Source organism: Maccoyibacter intestinihominis (assembly GCF_040096355.1).
GTDB lineage: Bacteria > Bacillota > Clostridia > Lachnospirales > Lachnospiraceae > Maccoyibacter > Maccoyibacter intestinihominis.
Genome location: NZ_JBBMEX010000014.1, coordinates 78,059 through 93,219, shown reverse-complemented (window position 1 = coordinate 93,219; position 15,161 = coordinate 78,059). Strand labels below are relative to the sequence as shown.

Annotated in this window: 15 protein-coding genes and 3 tRNA genes; 15 read left to right on the top strand and 3 right to left on the bottom strand. The window is 37.6% G+C overall.

Translation table 11 applies throughout. From position 1 onward, the window contains the following. Positions 1 to 3: 3 nt before the first annotated feature. Both WMO43_RS12420 and WMO43_RS12415 read left to right on the top strand, forming a co-directional pair. A tRNA-Glu gene (locus tag WMO43_RS12420) sits at positions 4 to 75 on the top strand. Between the two features lie 33 nt (positions 76 to 108). Next, positions 109 to 179 (top strand) — tRNA-Cys (locus tag WMO43_RS12415). Between the two features lie 85 nt (positions 180 to 264). On the opposite strand, the gene WMO43_RS12410 is transcribed toward WMO43_RS12415, so the two are convergent. Continuing rightward, on the bottom strand, positions 265 to 450 hold the full coding sequence (locus tag WMO43_RS12410; protein WP_353531419.1) for a hypothetical protein: 186 nt from the start codon (positions 448 to 450) through the stop codon (positions 265 to 267). A gap of 291 nt (positions 451 to 741) precedes the next feature. Between WMO43_RS12410 and WMO43_RS12405 the strand changes: the two genes are divergently transcribed. From WMO43_RS12405 to WMO43_RS12360, 10 genes are all read left to right on the top strand, one after another. Further along, positions 742 to 812: transfer RNA gene (locus WMO43_RS12405), tRNA-Cys, on the top strand. A 280-nt stretch (positions 813 to 1,092) separates the two neighbouring features. After that, complete coding sequence (locus WMO43_RS12400; protein ID WP_353531418.1) at positions 1,093 to 1,983, top strand: DUF445 domain-containing protein; 891 nt, start codon at positions 1,093 to 1,095, stop codon at positions 1,981 to 1,983. A 44-nt stretch (positions 1,984 to 2,027) separates the two neighbouring features. Continuing rightward, on the top strand, positions 2,028 to 3,728 hold the full coding sequence (locus tag WMO43_RS12395) for an alpha-glucosidase (RefSeq protein WP_353531417.1): 1,701 nt from the start codon (positions 2,028 to 2,030) through the stop codon (positions 3,726 to 3,728). Between the two features lie 33 nt (positions 3,729 to 3,761). Next, positions 3,762 to 4,466: a LytR/AlgR family response regulator transcription factor gene (locus WMO43_RS12390; protein ID WP_178052465.1), complete on the top strand. Its 705-nt coding sequence runs from the start codon at positions 3,762 to 3,764 to the stop codon at positions 4,464 to 4,466. Positions 4,467 to 4,479: 13 nt separating this feature from the next. Then, positions 4,480 to 5,754, top strand: a complete 1,275-nt coding sequence (locus WMO43_RS12385; protein ID WP_353531415.1) for a sensor histidine kinase — start codon at positions 4,480 to 4,482, stop codon at positions 5,752 to 5,754. 544 nt (positions 5,755 to 6,298) lie between these two features. Beyond that, entirely contained in the window at positions 6,299 to 7,315 is a 1,017-nt protein-coding gene (locus WMO43_RS12380) for a hypothetical protein (protein WP_294665724.1), read from the top strand. 136 nt (positions 7,316 to 7,451) lie between these two features. Further along, a complete protein-coding gene (locus WMO43_RS12375; RefSeq protein WP_353531414.1) occupies positions 7,452 to 8,489 on the top strand; it encodes a lysylphosphatidylglycerol synthase transmembrane domain-containing protein in 1,038 nt (345 codons plus the stop codon). Position 8,490: 1 nt separating this feature from the next. Beyond that, positions 8,491 to 9,195, top strand: a complete 705-nt coding sequence (locus WMO43_RS12370) for a CDP-alcohol phosphatidyltransferase family protein (protein WP_353531413.1) — start codon at positions 8,491 to 8,493, stop codon at positions 9,193 to 9,195. 2 nt (positions 9,196 to 9,197) lie between these two features. Continuing rightward, positions 9,198 to 10,007, top strand: a complete 810-nt coding sequence (locus tag WMO43_RS12365; protein WP_353531412.1) for a phosphatidylserine decarboxylase — start codon at positions 9,198 to 9,200, stop codon at positions 10,005 to 10,007. Next, positions 10,000 to 10,653, top strand: a complete 654-nt coding sequence (locus WMO43_RS12360) for a phosphatase PAP2 family protein (protein ID WP_353531411.1) — start codon at positions 10,000 to 10,002, stop codon at positions 10,651 to 10,653. The genes WMO43_RS12365 and WMO43_RS12360 overlap by 8 nt, the downstream gene beginning before the upstream one ends. A gap of 58 nt (positions 10,654 to 10,711) precedes the next feature. Here the strand turns inward: WMO43_RS12360 and fdxA are convergent, their stop codons facing one another. Then, entirely contained in the window at positions 10,712 to 10,945 is a 234-nt protein-coding gene (gene fdxA / locus WMO43_RS12355) for a 4Fe-4S ferredoxin (protein ID WP_496113294.1), read from the bottom strand. A gap of 135 nt (positions 10,946 to 11,080) precedes the next feature. Between fdxA and WMO43_RS12350 the strand changes: the two genes are divergently transcribed. Next, positions 11,081 to 11,287 (top strand): DUF1858 domain-containing protein, encoded by a 207-nt coding sequence (locus WMO43_RS12350; protein WP_294665708.1) that lies wholly within the window; start codon positions 11,081 to 11,083, stop codon positions 11,285 to 11,287. A gap of 77 nt (positions 11,288 to 11,364) precedes the next feature. Here WMO43_RS12350 and WMO43_RS12345 read toward each other — a convergent pair whose 3' ends face one another. Then, positions 11,365 to 12,177 carry an adaptor protein MecA gene (locus WMO43_RS12345; protein WP_294665705.1) on the bottom strand — a complete coding sequence of 271 codons (813 nt, stop codon included), beginning with the start codon at positions 12,175 to 12,177 and terminating at the stop codon, positions 11,365 to 11,367. A 629-nt stretch (positions 12,178 to 12,806) separates the two neighbouring features. Between WMO43_RS12345 and WMO43_RS12340 the strand changes: the two genes are divergently transcribed. After that, positions 12,807 to 13,019, top strand: coding sequence for a hypothetical protein (locus tag WMO43_RS12340; protein WP_353531410.1), 213 nt, complete (start codon positions 12,807 to 12,809; stop codon positions 13,017 to 13,019). 148 nt (positions 13,020 to 13,167) lie between these two features. Beyond that, positions 13,168 to 14,868 (top strand): glycosyl hydrolase family 18 protein, encoded by a 1,701-nt coding sequence (locus WMO43_RS12335; protein ID WP_178050523.1) that lies wholly within the window; start codon positions 13,168 to 13,170, stop codon positions 14,866 to 14,868. Positions 14,869 to 15,161: the final 293 nt, after the last annotated feature.

Genomic DNA, 15,161 nt, shown 5'->3' with positions numbered 1-15,161 from the left:
TAAGGCTCCTTGGTCAAGCGGTTAAGACATCGCCCTTTCACGGCGGTAACACGGGTTCGATTCCCGTAGGAGTCATTTAAAAAGAAAGTATTGCATAATATAGAATATGGCGACATAGCCAAGTGGTAAGGCACGGGTCTGCAACACCCTTATCACCAGTTCGAATCTGGTTGTCGCCTCTGAAAAAACTCAGAAGATTTATTCTTCTGAGTTTTTAATTACAAAAATATAAATATTGTGAAACGATTTATAATGTATTTTTTATTATAGTAGCATCATAGAATTTTCTTCTTTGCCCATTTCCCGAAATAATTTTTCACGTTCCCAAGATTTCATATAATAAATGCCAACCTCCTTACGCTTTTTGATATCTGCCACCATTTCATGGATAGAAGCGATATCTGGATTAAAAATATTTTCCTGCCTGCTATGTTCTATATTTTTTAACATATCCCGTAGTGCCTGACTAGGATTTCCTTCGGTTCCTTTGGTATATATAAGAAATCTTTGAAAACCGGTATAGGAGAAGAAATAAATTATAGAAAAAACAAATATAAAAAATAAAGTAGATCTGCAAGGTAATTGCAAATTTAGCATATAAAAAAATAAATAAAATATAGAAAGAAAAATAAAATTGAGTATAAATGATATAAAAGAAAAAATTTCTTGACGAAAACGCGGTGCTTTGTTAAAATCATGTTTAGATGAAAAGTACAGTGTTTCATCTGGGCCATGGAATATGGCGACATAGCCAAGTGGTAAGGCACGGGTCTGCAACACCCTTATCACCAGTTCAAATCTGGTTGTCGCCTTGAAAAGAAAGAACAGATTCACACATAGGAGTGTAATCTGTTCTTTGTGTTTTTAGAAAAAAATATAAGGAGTGGATTATACATTCTGATAGAACAAACCATGTTGATTGCAGTACCAGAGAAGTCTGTCATGTGCAAAGACAGGGATGCAAGAAAACGGAAACGAAGAAATTGTTGAAAAAAGCGGAAATACAAGGAAAACAGATACTGACAATCCACGAAAAATTCGCTATAATACAGACAGAATATAGAGAATCAGTAGATAGAAAAGAGGATAAACATGGATTTACAGATGATTGCTGCTCCGGTTATTGGAGGTATTATTGGTCTAATCACAAACGGACTTGCAATTAAGATGCTTTTTCGCCCACACAAAGAGATTTATATTGGAAAGTTCAGGCTTCCGTTTACGCCGGGATTGATTCCAAAGGAAAAAAATCGAATTGCAGCAGCAATAGGTAAAATTATCGGAAATGAACTTTTAAACAGTGAAACATTAGGAAAAGCACTTTGCTCCGATGAGATGCAGAATGCGTTTTACCGCAAATACGAAAACATCGCAGAGCAGTTGAAGGAAAATGATAAACTGTTAAAGGATGTTTTAGAAGAAAAAGGTTTTTCGGATAGCATTGAGGGGGTAAAGGGAAATATTACACAAAAGGCGGGCGTTTCCATCGCAAATAAACTGATCGAGCAGAACGTCAGCATGACAATTTTAGATTATGGCGTGGAGGAAGTGTTAAAGAACCTGAATCCGATGCTGCGAGGAATGGCATCAGGTGCAATAGAGGCAGCAAAGATGCCGTTATCGGTAAAAATTGATAATCTGATCTTGGAAAAATGCCCGGAATATGTAGAAGAATATTTGGGTTCCGGATATGAAGAGTGGATGGACAAGCCTGTTTCCGAGGTGACAAAACAGTTAGAAGAGAAGTTTCCAAGACTTAAATATCAGATATGGATCGTGTATGAAACCTTTATGGATAAAAAATCGGAGAATTTTATTCAGGAGTTGAATATTCCAAAGGTTGTCGAAGAGAAGATCAATGAATTTGATATGGCGGAGTTAGAAAAAATGATCATGGAGATCGCCAAGAAGGAGTTAAATGCATTAGTCTGGCTCGGAGGACTTCTTGGAATGTTGATGGGATTTGTAAATCTGTTGTTTTAATCGAAAGTCCATAATTAAGAGTTCATAATTGAGGAGGAATCCGCATGAAAAGAACGTGGTGGCATGACAAGGTTGCATATCAGATCTATCCAAAGAGTTTTTATGATACGAACGATGACGGAATTGGGGATATCCGCGGTATTATAGAAAAATTGGACTATCTGAAAATGCTTGGAATCGATATTATCTGGGTATCGCCGATTTATCAGTCTCCGTTCGTAGATCAGGGGTATGATATTTCCGATTACTATGCGATCGATCCTGCATTTGGAACGATGAATGATTTAGAGGAACTTTTAGAGGAAACGAAAAAAAGAGACATGTATCTCATTATGGATCTGGTCGTAAATCATTGTTCCAATCAACATGAGTGGTTCCAAAAGGCATTGAAGGATCCGGAAGGAGAATACGGACAGTATTTTTATCTTCGAAAGGGAAAAGAAGGACATCCTCCTTCCGGTAATTACCGTTCCTATTTTGGAGGAAGCGTCTGGGAACCGATAGAAGGAACAGAGTACTATTATTTTCATGCATTTGCAAAGGAACAACCCGACTTAAACTGGACGAATCCAAAGGTTAGAAAAGAGATTTATCGTATGATCAACTGGTGGCTGGAAAAAGGGGTCGCCGGATTCCGTATAGATGCCATCATTAATATTAAAAAAGATCTGGATTTTCCGGATATGGAACCGGATGGAAAAGACGGATTGGTTTCTTATACAAAGTTCGTCGAATCGGTGGAAGGCGTGGAAGAAATGCTACAGGAGTTAAAGCAGCAGACCTTTGCAAAATATGATGCTTTTACAATAGCGGAATTATTTAACGAGCAGAAGGCTGTCAAAGAATATATCGGAGCAGAAGGCTGTTTTTCTACGATTTTTGACTTTGGACCACATTTGTTGACCTTGGGCGAGCATGGCTGGTATGATGCAAAGCCTGTAGATTTCAAAGAATGGAGAAAGACAATTTTTGAAGGACAGCTAAAATGTGGCGATATTGGATTTGAAGCGAATATTATTGAAAATCATGATGAGCCGCGTGGTGTAAATACTTATCTTCCGCCTCATGCACAGAATGATGCGGGGAAGAAAATGTTAGCGACGGTGGCGATAATGCTTCGGGGACTGCCGTTTTTGTACCAGGGGCAGGAAATCGGCATGGAGAACTGCCGAATGGAATCGGTAGAGGAATATAACGATATTAATACGAAGGATCAGTATCAGTTGGCAAGATCCATGGGATTGTCCGAAGAGGAGGCATTGTTGTGCTGTTACCGCTTAAGCCGCGACAACGCACGGACTCCGATGCAGTGGAGTGAGGAAAAAAATGCGGGATTTACCAAAGGCGTACCATGGTTGAGAGTAAATCCAAATTATCATCGTATTAATATAGAAAGTCAGATCCGCAGCGAGGATTCCCTTTTTTCTTATTATAAGGAATTGATCGCACTGCGAAAATCTGCGAAATATCAAGAGGTTTTGACCTACGGGGAGATTGTACCGGAAGCTTTGAAGGATACAGAGCTTTTAGAAGATCATTCAGACAGGGATGTCATCGCATTTTCCAGAAGAGGCGATGGAAAGAAGATTCTGATCGCAGCAAATTTTGGAACGGACGAGGTGTGCCTGTCGTTGAAAAATATACAAAAGATTACTGTGCTTGTTTCTAATATGAAGGAAGTTTTTTATCAGGGAGGAGAACTTCGTCTTAGAAGCTGTGAAGCCGTTGTTTTAGAGATCATATAGAAACAAGTCTGTTTTCATAGGAGGAATTTTGGTATGAAAATCAGGATTGGTATTTGTGATGACTCAGATCATGACAGGCATTATTTAAAAAGTATTATCAAAAATTATTTTAAGGGGCGTGAGATTGAGCCTGAAATAGTGGAGTATGGTTCCGGAGAAGAGTTTTTTAGAAAGCCGGATGTGGAGATTCTGTTTTTAGACATTGAAATGAATGCCTTAGACGGAATCATGGTGAAAAATGAATTACAAAAACTTCAGGCAGAGACAAGGATTGTGTTTACCACCAGTCATAATGATCTGATGAGAGATGCTTTTGGAAAGCAGGTATTTGGATTTTTAGTAAAACGCGTTTCACCGAAAGAAGTGGAAAAGTATTTAAACGCAATTCTAAAAGATTTAGAAGAAGAGAATTGTGTTCTGATCAAAGGTGCAGAAAAAGAAACTTTTGTCAAAGAGAAGCAGATTTTATACATAAAAGCAGAAACAAAATATTGTGATATTATTCTGGAAAATCAGGATTCCATGTTCTCTGATAAGAGTATTGGGGAGTGGGCAGAGGAATTAGAGGAAAGAGGATTCTTTCTCTGCCACAGGAGTTATCTTGTAAATCTTTATCATCTAAAGAAAATCGAGGATGACATTCTTTTAAGTAACGGGGAGAAAATACCGGTGAGCAGAAGGCTCAAAACGAAGGTAAAAGAAGCGTATAGAGAATACATTAGGAAAAAAGTAAGGTAAGGAAGTAAGAAGTATGGAACAATTAGATTACTTGTTAGGATATGCTGGTGTCTTTTTATGGGCATTTGGTATTTGCCAGGTAAAAGCGACAAGGGATAAAAAGAGATGGTTATTGTCGGGAATTTTATGTGTGGGAGTAGTTCTGATAACATTTTTATATCCTAAGAATACAATTTTATATTGGGTAAGATTACTACTGATTTTTTTAACATTTGTATTTTTTGTAGAAGAAAGATGGAAAAGAAAAGTTATCTTATTTCTATTTTCTTTAGGTTTTATAGATATAGTAGCTACCCCTATCCGGACAGTGATGGTTATCATCGAGTTCATAAGAAAAGAAGATCTGAATCGTACGTTTGGAACTGTTTTTGAGACCCTATGCATTTTAGGACTTATATGTTATATCAAGAAACATGATAAAATTGCAGAGTGGTTAAGAGAACTTCCTACACATTACTATTTTGTGGGATTTTTATGTTCTTTTATGGCTACGGGTGTATCCAGTTGTGCGGAATTGGAAATGGCAGATAAAAATTTTAATGAACGAATTATAGTAGGCATCTTAATGATGGTCACAGTAGAATTACTCTATATTATGTGTATTGGTGCAGCAGTGATTGCTACTTTTTGCAAAAATTATAAAGAAGAAAATCTCTTGAAGGATGATTATTTAAGACTTTCAAAACAGCATTATAAAACACTTTTAAAGAATACACAGGAAATACGAAGTCTGCGGCATGATATGCAGTCTCATGTAAATGCAATGTCCTATTTTTCTAAGGAAAAAGACTGGGACAAATTACAAACATATATTGAAGAAGTAAATGAGAATGCCCAAAAAGTAAGACCATATACCGTTAATGTAAATCATGGATTTATAAATGCTATCTTAGAGGATAGTCTTTCTAAAGAGCCGGAAATTGCATTTTCCTGTGATGGTAAGATTCCGGCAGATATCCAGATTGATGATTATGATCTGTGTACGATATTTTCCAATCTGATTCGTAATGCCATAGAAGCCTGCAACAGACTTCCGGAGGATGCAAAAAAATGGATTCATCTGGATCTTTATATGCTTCAGGATAATCTCTATATCCGTATGGAGAATCCGGTAATGTCAGAGGTTAATGTACAAAAGTTAGAGGGAAGCACCTCTAAAGAAGATAAAAAGAACCATGGATTTGGTATTTATAATTTAAAAAATGCAGTCGAAAAATATCAGGGTGAGGTATCATTTGACTGTGAAGATCAGAAATTTATAGCAGAAATTGTACTCTGGAATGTCTGAAAATGACCGTTTATTCCTAAAAGTGACCATTCATTCCCTTTCTGTTGAGAAGACAGAAATCCGTATTTTATAATACGGACAAAGGAGGGATGGAGATGTCATTCTATAGCGCAGGGATGGATATTTGGAATCATATTTTATCCTATATACTTGGAAAATAAATAGAATTGACACGAAAGAACATGGTAAAAAACGCAAGAGAAAACAATGAATGTATTATGAACGAAAACGGTAATGCGAGCAGTATGTAGTTGTGAAGGGAGAAGTCTTGTAATAGTACGAAGACGATAATGAAAAATGCTTTGACGGTACGTTGTCAAAGCATTTTTTATTTCATAGAAAAGACTGCGTCACATTAATGTGCGAAAGTAGAAACTTTCCTATGAAATAAAAACGCTCCGCGAGGATGCACAGCTCGCGGTAAGGAAAATATCGCTTTGCGAACCGCGAGCGCGCGGAACAAAAGCTGTGCTATTAAAGTATTTGAAAATCGCGGAGTGTGCGAAGCACACTTTTGTTCTTAATTTATGATTTTGGAGGTATTATGGATAAGTATAAGAAAAAAAAGGATAGTTATAATTTAGTTTTTGCTATTTTATGGGGATTATTATTTGTATATTGGTTCACCACTGCTATATATAATGTAAGCATGAAGTCTTACATAACGACTTTAAATAAGGCAATAGAATACACGGATATGATAAAACCGAAAGAATTGGAGTTTAAGAAAATAAAAAATCCAAATGAATTTAATGAGAATTTTGTAATCGATGAGAAAGATAATATGTTTTCCTTTGATGCGGATACTTTAGTTTCAACGGCAATAAAATTTTATGATACTACCGGTTGCCAGTTATATTATGTAAATGTGGATTTAGAAAAAGCAGGAAAAGAAATTAAAAATGATAAAGATGCAGAAGAATGGGCTGAGAAATATGTAAAAGATTTAATTGATGATGATTATGCAGTGATATATTATGAAGCAGACTCGGTTGAAATATCTAACCCGGACAATTCAGATGGATTGAAATATGTGGGAGTCTCTGATAGTATCACATATGGTTCTAAGGTATCATCATTATTTAATTCAAAAGCAAGGATTATTGTAAATGAAATAATAAAACATAAATGGACTTATGAGGAATATTATGATACAGCATGGAATGATACTCAGTATATACCTTTGGAAATCGCAAGACAGTTATTTCCGAATAGCTTTAGCGAGCGAAAAATAATTGTTAATAATTCGCACCATAGTGAATATTTACTTTTAGATATAGAGCAGGCAGATAAGTTGATTAAGAAATATGAGTTAAGAATTAATATATTCAGAATAAGTTGGATCGTTCTCTTTGTTCTTAATATGATATTTTCAATTATAATCACGAGAAAGAAAGCAAATGCAGTGAGAATGAGTGAGGAATTTCCAAAATATGAATACACTCAGGATGAATATACCAAAAACGAATATACTCAAAGTGAATATGCACAGGATGAATACACTCAATATGAATATGATAGAGAACAATATAAAAAGGATTTAATGGACAAGTACAATTAACATTATTCCTATAATTTTTATAGCTCTGTTTCTTAATGTTCCTTAAGATTTGTAGTCAGTTATCATACAGTATGCTATAATAGCACCATGTAATATGCAAAATGTAACGATAGATTAAAGTTAAAGAGGCACGAATATGCAGCGAAATAAGATACTATGCTTTTTTGCTACAATCATAATAGCAGCAGTAACAATCTATGTGGTCTTTCGTGGTGGAGGTGTATCTTTCGGGCAGCTTGCAGAGAGTATTAAAGAAGCATCCGTCCCGGGGATCATACTTTCCTGTATCAGTATGTTTGGCTTTATCTTTTTTGAAGGTGAGGCACTGCGGGAGATTGTTTTTCATATGGGATATCCGACAAAGCATAAGGATGCTTTTGTATATTCCGCAGCGGATATCTATTTTTCTGCGATCACACCATCGGCATCGGGCGGACAGCCTGCCAGTGCTTTTTTTATGATAAAAGACGGAATGCCGGCGACCACAGTTATGGCAGCGTTGTTAGTAAATCTGATCATGTATACGTTAGCGGTGATTTCCATTGGTGTGTTTGCAATTCTAGCATTTCCAAAGATATTTTTGAATTTCAGCGTAGTATGTAAGATCTTTATTGTAAGTGGGATTATTGTCTTAAGTGTTCTTGCAATCATATTTTACTTATTGTTAAGAAAACAGGAAATTTTGAAAAAATTAGCAGTCTGGCTGGAGGCATTTTTAAGGAAGATTCACTGCGTTCATGCTGCTGACAGAGTACAGAATAAAATGGAAGCTGCATTAAAGGACTATGCAAATTGTGTGGAGCTGATCTTTCATAAGAAAAGGGTTTTGTGGAAAGCATTTCTTTTGAATTTACTTCAGAGAATGTCACAGATAATGGTAACACTGTTTACTTTTTTTGCAATCCACGGGGATTTATCAAAGATATGGGAATTGTTTGCAACACAGATTTATGTTGTTTTAGGTTCTAACTGCGTACCGATCCCGGGCGCGATCGGAGTTGCCGATTATCTGATGTTGAGTGGATATAAAGAGTTAATGAGTAAAAGTGACGCTTATCATTTAGAGATTTTAAGCAGAGGGCTATCCTTTTACGGCTGTATGATGATCAGTATGATCACAGTGCTTGTCGGTTACATATGTTTAAGAAAAAAAGAAATACGGAGAGATAAATAAAATGATTGGATTTTACGATTACACGGTAATATTGACATATTTATCCATTTTATCCGGTACCACAGGGATTATATTGTGTTTAAACGGTGTGGGACATCCTTATCTTGGCATGTTTTTCCTGCTGTTTTCAGGATTGTGTGATACCTTTGATGGAAAAGTAGCAAGGTCGAAAAAAGACCGCACGGAGCAGATGAAAAAATTTGGTATCCAGATCGATTCCCTTTCCGATCTGATCGCATTTGGTGTATTGCCGGCATGCATCGGGATCGCAATGATAAGACGTGGTTTAGAGGGTACAACGCTGCCGAACTTCCGTTTTGTCAGTGTAGGAAGAGAAACAATTGTTTATCAGGTCATTTCTATTATGATTGCAATCTTTTATGTGCTGGTTGCAATGATCCGTTTAGCATACTTTAATGTGTTAGAAGAAGAGGATGAGAACAGGGATGAAAGCGGACAGAAGGTATATACCGGACTGCCGGTAACAAGTGCAGCACTGGTGTTTCCTGCGGTATTGCTGATACATATTTTTGTAAAAGCAGATTTAACGCTTTTATATTTTGGCGTTATGATCGTTATGGGATTTTTATTTATCTCTAAAATCCAGATCAGGAAGCCGGAAAACCGGCAGATTGCGTTGATGATCCTGTTAGGAATTGTAGAATTTGCGGCTTTAGCTATCGTGCTGGCATGTGTCAGGAGGTAAACGTGGAATCATTGCATTTTTTATATAGGACGGTACCGGGAAGAATGGTACTGAAGGTTCTGACGCAGCCATCTGTTTCAGAGATCTGTGGACGGTTTTTAGATTCTTCCTTGTCAAAATGCCTGATATGTCCGTTTGTAAAAAAGAATCAGATCGATCTGTCGGAATATGAGTTAGAGCAGATTGGAAGTTTTAATGATTTTTTCTCAAGAAAAATAAAAGAGGATCGTCGTTCGATCGACAGGAATTCGGAGCATCTGATCGCACCATGCGATGGATTGCTTTCTGTCTGGAAGATCGAAGAAGGGACAGTGCTTCCCATCAAACAGAGTCATTATACGGTATCTTCTTTGCTGCGGAATGAGAAGATAGCAAAGCATTATCAGGAGGGTTATTGTCTGGTATTTCGCCTGTGCGTCGATCACTATCACAGATATTGTTATGTGGATTCCGGAAAGAAGAGCAGAAATATTCATCTGCCGGGAATTTTTCATACGGTAAGGCCGGTGGCATTAGATCAGCTTCCGGTGTATACGGAAAACAGCAGGGAGTACACGGTTATTAAGACAGACACATTCGGGCCGGTTGTGCAGATGGAAGTAGGTGCAATGCTGGTAGGAAGAATTGTGAATTATAAAGAAGCGGGAATGGTTTTTCGCGGCGAAGAAAAAGGGATGTTTCAGTATGGCGGTTCTACGATCGTTCTTTTGGTAAAAAAAGACAGAGTAAAGATCCGTCAGGATGTGTTGGAGCGTTCCAGGCACGGAATAGAGACACCTGTAAGAATGGGAGAAGTAATAGGACATGCGTAAATGGATTGAAAAGATTTTACCCGGATATTCGGTTCTGCCTTTGATCCTGGCGGTCAGTATCAATATGCTGGTTTATTTTGGAACGTCACAGTTGCGGGATTATCTGACGTTTCATACGATTACAACGGCACTGGATGAATGGATTCCTTTTGTAGCGCCGTTCATTCTGTTTTATGTACTGGCATATATTCAGTGGATTGCGAATTATCTGCTGGTTGCCCGGGAAGGAAAAGAGTTCTGTTACCGGATCGTTTACGGAGATGTGGCAGCAAAAGTGATCTGTCTGTTGTTCTTTTTATTTTTTCCAACGACACTGGCAAGACCGGAGGTGACAGGAAGCGGATTCTGCAATGACCTGGTCAGATTTATCTATCGCATGGATGCACCGGTAAACCTCTTTCCATCCATTCACTGTTTAGAAAGCTGGTGTTGTATCCATGCAGCATTTGCCATGAAAAAACCTCCGAAGTGGTATCGCTATGCGACTACAGTGATGGCACTTGGCGTATTTGCATCGACACTTTTTGTAAAGCAGCATGTGTTGGTGGATGTATTTGGCGGAATCATTGTCTATGAAATCGGTTATTATATAGCGGGAAGAACCATAACATTTTTAAATAAGAAGAAAGAATTGCAAAAAGAATAAATACATACAAAAAATAAAACCGCCACATCCGTGACGGTTCTATTTGTACATGTACATATTACTCGGACTCGATAGCTCCTGTAGGACAGGCACCAGCACATGTTCCACAATCAACGCAAGAAGAAGCGTCGATTTCATATTTGCTGTCTCCTGCAGAGATAGCTCCTACTGGACACTCACCTTCACAAGTTCCACAGTTTACGCAAGAATCTGTAATTACGTATGCCATAATGTTGTTCCTCCTTAATATATAAAAGTTTACTTTTCGCAGATAACCTCTGCGCTTAGTCACATTTTATTACAAAAACAGGGCAAATACAAGTGTAAAATACTTCAAATAGAAAATGCATTGAAAAAAATACGAAAAGGTATTATACTACTAATAACCTGTCATGGGACAGGCAGTACAGATTGGAGGTATAACAAGATGGCAAAGGTTACGAAATCAACCATGATCGGAGAATTACTCCGTATTGATGAGAATATTGCACCACTTCTTTTAGGAATCGGAATGCACTGCCTTGGATGTCCTTCTTCCCAGATGGAGACGATCGAAGAAGCAGCAATGGTTCATGGTGTAGATCCGGACGGACTTGTAGAAGATATCAATAATTTCTTAGAGCAGCAGGGTTAAGAAAGAAAAAATGAAAGCCGCGGCAGTAAATGTCGCGGCTTTTTTGATACGTTTTTATATATTCTCTATCATACGGCTTACAGTTCCGCTAAAACTTCAAGTGCATTAGAAGAAACGATCACATTATAATGTTCTTCAAAGTATGCGGCTAAAGCATCGGTATAGCGTTCCTGATGTGCATATTCAGAAAGAATATTGCAGACCTTGTTGAAATCTTCCGGTGTGTGTTTTCCTTTATGGATAACAAGATAAAATTTCTTATTCGCCGGATTTTTATATAAGTCGTTCTGATCATGGTAAAAACCATTGAGAACGTGAGCAAGTCTGGTAACGTTGTCTAAATTCTGGAAAACAAATAATTTGGTAATGTCGGTAAAGACATCTACCGGTTCCTTCTTCGCATCATTTTTTTCAGGTACTTCCTGTTCCTTGTTAGAAAATGTTGCTTCTAATGGAACAAAATCTGCACTTTGCTTTAACTCCTGTTCTGCTTTCTGACGCTCTTCCTGCATCTTTCTGTAAAGACCTAAGATATCGTCAGCACCTTCTAAAGCAACACCGGAACCATCCTCCTGCGAGTAGGAATCAAAATCACTTTCATCTCCCTCTGAAAATTTAGAAAAACGAGTATCAATCTCTTCCGGATATTCCACTTTGGTAATGATCAGGATAATGGTATCAGCAGATAAAGGAATTGCTTCGATCATCAGAGGAATATCTTCCGCCTCGAAACCAAACTCATAGGCTGCCTGCTGCATCATATCGCGAAACAGGACTTTTGCTTTTTCTGTTCCGTATGCTAATTCACTCAGCTTTAACTGACGGTCAGCAAGATCTTCTTTTGTCAGTGTGCAGCGAATCTGGTTATCATTTACTTTCTCTATTTTCATAAAATCACTTCCTTTTCAAGAAACTCAAGTAATTGGTACTATTATTATAATCAAATAATCAGAATATGTAAATGTAATTTTAAGGAAAGAGATTATAAAAAAAGCATAAAGATTCAAAAAAATGTAAAAATGGGTTGTCTTTCTGTTACCAGTATGATATAAAAAGATATGAGATACCTTTCTGAAATATTCTAAAGAAGAAAGACCATCTATAGATTACAGAAAGTCATGCCGTTCATTATATATTCAAAATGATTCATCGGCATCTGTAGTTTAGATCTGAAAAACAGGTTCAATCCTGTTTGTCAATTAGTTTTCCAAGTAAGTGAAAAATGAAAAGGGATAATTTTATATTTTTTAACAGAAAGGGATGCTCTAATAACGTCCGTTCGGATGAAGAAGAGAGGTGAGGCCGGCTGACAGGCTGGAAGGAATTTGTGAAAGTACAGGGATATGGTGATGATGGGATAAAAAAGATAAGAAAAAAAGCAACCCGAGACACTGTAGCAGATTTCTCTGTCTGTCAGCATATCTGGTAGGATCAACGATAATATATCACAACATAGCTTAAAAAGATAAAGAACGGAACAGAGAAGATCCTTTTGGGTTCGGGAGAAATGAGGAATGAGATGGTACCAGACAAAGAAGAAGTCAAGTTATTTATGGAATTAAAAACGTTAGAGGAACGCGGAGTCGGCATCTGGATGGAAGGGCATGCAAGTGATTCCAAAAAAGTGATGGAAACCATGTCCGTGAATGAGGATTCCACTTATATGCGTGATTATATTTTTCAGAAAGGGGTGTTGAAAGAGATACATTTTGACAAAATAACAGATCGATAATAAAAAGCATTGAAGGAGACGGATATGCCTGCGAAAAACGGAGGGGAGAACGTCTTCCCTCCAATATTATGAAAATTCTGTTCTTAGGGTGGATTGAAAGCGACAAGATATGCTATAATACCAAAAGACATCATAAGGGAGGTAACACATGAAGAAAAAAACATCGCCTGTCCTTGCGGTCGTGCTTTTGATTGTAGTAGTAGTCCTCATGTTAACAGGAAAAGCAGTCATAGAGAAGTATGTTCCGTCTAAGGAAAAGGCTGATTTAAAAGAATACTATCAGTTAAAGGAAGCTGACGATACAGCAGTGATCGTAGACAATGTAAAACAGGATACCACGGCAAAGTTAGTGGCAGGAAAGATTTATATTGAATACCGTTTTTTGCATGATACGTTAAATCAGAGATTTTACTGGGATGGAAATGAGAACAAACTTCTGTATACAACACCTTCGGAAGTCACTTCCGTAGCAGCGGGCAGCAGTGAATATCAGACAGCAAAAGAAAAGCATACGGAGAATTATACCATCGTATATGCCGATGCAGATAAAACATATGTGGCACTGGATTTTGTGAAAAAATATACAAATATTAAATATAAAATGTACAAAGATCCGAATCGTATCACCTTAACAAAGACCTGGGGAACCATCGAGCAGTCTTCTGTTAAAAAGGATGCGGAGCTTCGTGTAAAGGGCGGCATTAAGAGTCCTATTTTAAGAACTGTAAAAAAGGATGAAACAGTTACCATTGTAGAGTCAGGTGAAAAGTGGACAAAAGTCTGCACCAAAGACGGATATATCGGTTATGTGAAGAACCGCCAGCTTGATAAGGCAGAAAAGAAAGAATTAAAAAGTGATTTTAAGGAACCACAGATCACACATAATCTGAAAAAAGAAAAGATCAACATGGCATGGCATCAGGTAACGGAACCGACAGCCAACAGTACACTTGCGAATGTAATTTCTGCGACAAAGGGTGTCAATGTCATCTCTCCGACATGGTTTTATCTGGACGATAATAACGGAGGGATCAAAACTTTAGTAAGCAGTGATTATGTGACTTATGCACATCAGCATAATGTAGAAGTCTGGGCATTGGTAAGCAATCTGGAGAATCCGGATGTGGATACGACACAGGTGCTGACGCATACCTCTACACGGGAGAATCTGACTAATAATCTGATCTCTGCAGCGATCCGGTATGATTTAGACGGTATCAATGTAGATATGGAAGCCTTGAGTACGGATGCCGGGGAAGGATATATACAGTTTATCCGTGAGCTTTCCATAAAGTGTAAGAAAAATGACCTTGTATTATCCATAGATAATTATGTACCATCTTCTTATACCGCATTTTATAATCGGAAAGAGCAGTCCTGCTTTGCAGATTATATTATTATCATGGGCTATGATGAACATTACAAAGGCTCGGAAGAAGCCGGTTCTGTAGCATCCATTGATTTTGTAAAGAATGGAATAAAAGATACATTAAAAGAGGTACCGGCAGAGCAGACGATCCTTGCACTTCCGTTCTATACCAGACTTTGGGCAGAGACAACAGGTGAAGATAAAAAGGTAACGGTAACCTCTGAAGTAGTGAAGATGAATAACCAGCAGACCGTAGTGAATAACAGTGGAGCTTCACCAAAATGGTCAGATAAATACGGTCAGTATTATATCGAGTACCAGAAGGATGGAAAGACCTACAAAATGTGGATGGAAGAATCGCAGTCCATTGAGCAGAAATTAAAGGCAGCAAAAAAAGCCAAGATTGCCGGAACATCCGTATGGAAGCTTGGCATGGAAGATCCTACGGTCTGGGATACTATTATTAAATATGTAAATTAAGGTTCTTTGTAGTTTGCACAAATCAGACATTCCAAGTTTCCTTGTGCAAACCATTCCAATGAACCTCTTAAAACAAAAATCGTGCCACCAGTGGGTGACACGATTTTTTGAGTTTCATTTCCATTGCACAAAAAGAAACTTTCCATATCTGATCTGTGCAAGCGGCAAACAATGTGAGCGGAACATAATTTCCATATCTTAATTATATCAGAGAATATGGAGTTCCTTGCACAGAGAAACATATTTAGAGTTTAGCTCGCATAGACTACAACAACTTAAATATCTCAGGCAAA

Excerpts from the sequence above, each read along its gene's own strand:
- WMO43_RS12410 (WP_353531419.1), bottom strand. The coding sequence starts at position 450 with ATGTTAAAAAATATAGAACATAGCAGGCAGGAAAATATTTTTAATCCA.
- WMO43_RS12400 (WP_353531418.1), top strand. The coding sequence starts at position 1,093 with ATGGATTTACAGATGATTGCTGCTCCGGTTATTGGAGGTATTATTGGT.
- WMO43_RS12395 (WP_353531417.1), top strand. The coding sequence starts at position 2,028 with ATGAAAAGAACGTGGTGGCATGACAAGGTTGCATATCAGATCTATCCA.
- WMO43_RS12390 (WP_178052465.1), top strand. The coding sequence starts at position 3,762 with ATGAAAATCAGGATTGGTATTTGTGATGACTCAGATCATGACAGGCAT.
- WMO43_RS12385 (WP_353531415.1), top strand. The coding sequence starts at position 4,480 with ATGGAACAATTAGATTACTTGTTAGGATATGCTGGTGTCTTTTTATGG.
- WMO43_RS12380 (WP_294665724.1), top strand. The coding sequence starts at position 6,299 with ATGGATAAGTATAAGAAAAAAAAGGATAGTTATAATTTAGTTTTTGCT.
- WMO43_RS12375 (WP_353531414.1), top strand. The coding sequence starts at position 7,452 with ATGCAGCGAAATAAGATACTATGCTTTTTTGCTACAATCATAATAGCA.
- WMO43_RS12370 (WP_353531413.1), top strand. The coding sequence starts at position 8,491 with ATGATTGGATTTTACGATTACACGGTAATATTGACATATTTATCCATT.
- WMO43_RS12360 (WP_353531411.1), top strand. The coding sequence starts at position 10,000 with ATGCGTAAATGGATTGAAAAGATTTTACCCGGATATTCGGTTCTGCCT.
- WMO43_RS12350 (WP_294665708.1), top strand. The coding sequence starts at position 11,081 with ATGGCAAAGGTTACGAAATCAACCATGATCGGAGAATTACTCCGTATT.
- WMO43_RS12345 (WP_294665705.1), bottom strand. The coding sequence starts at position 12,177 with ATGAAAATAGAGAAAGTAAATGATAACCAGATTCGCTGCACACTGACA.
- WMO43_RS12340 (WP_353531410.1), top strand. The coding sequence starts at position 12,807 with ATGGTACCAGACAAAGAAGAAGTCAAGTTATTTATGGAATTAAAAACG.
- WMO43_RS12335 (WP_178050523.1), top strand. The coding sequence starts at position 13,168 with ATGAAGAAAAAAACATCGCCTGTCCTTGCGGTCGTGCTTTTGATTGTA.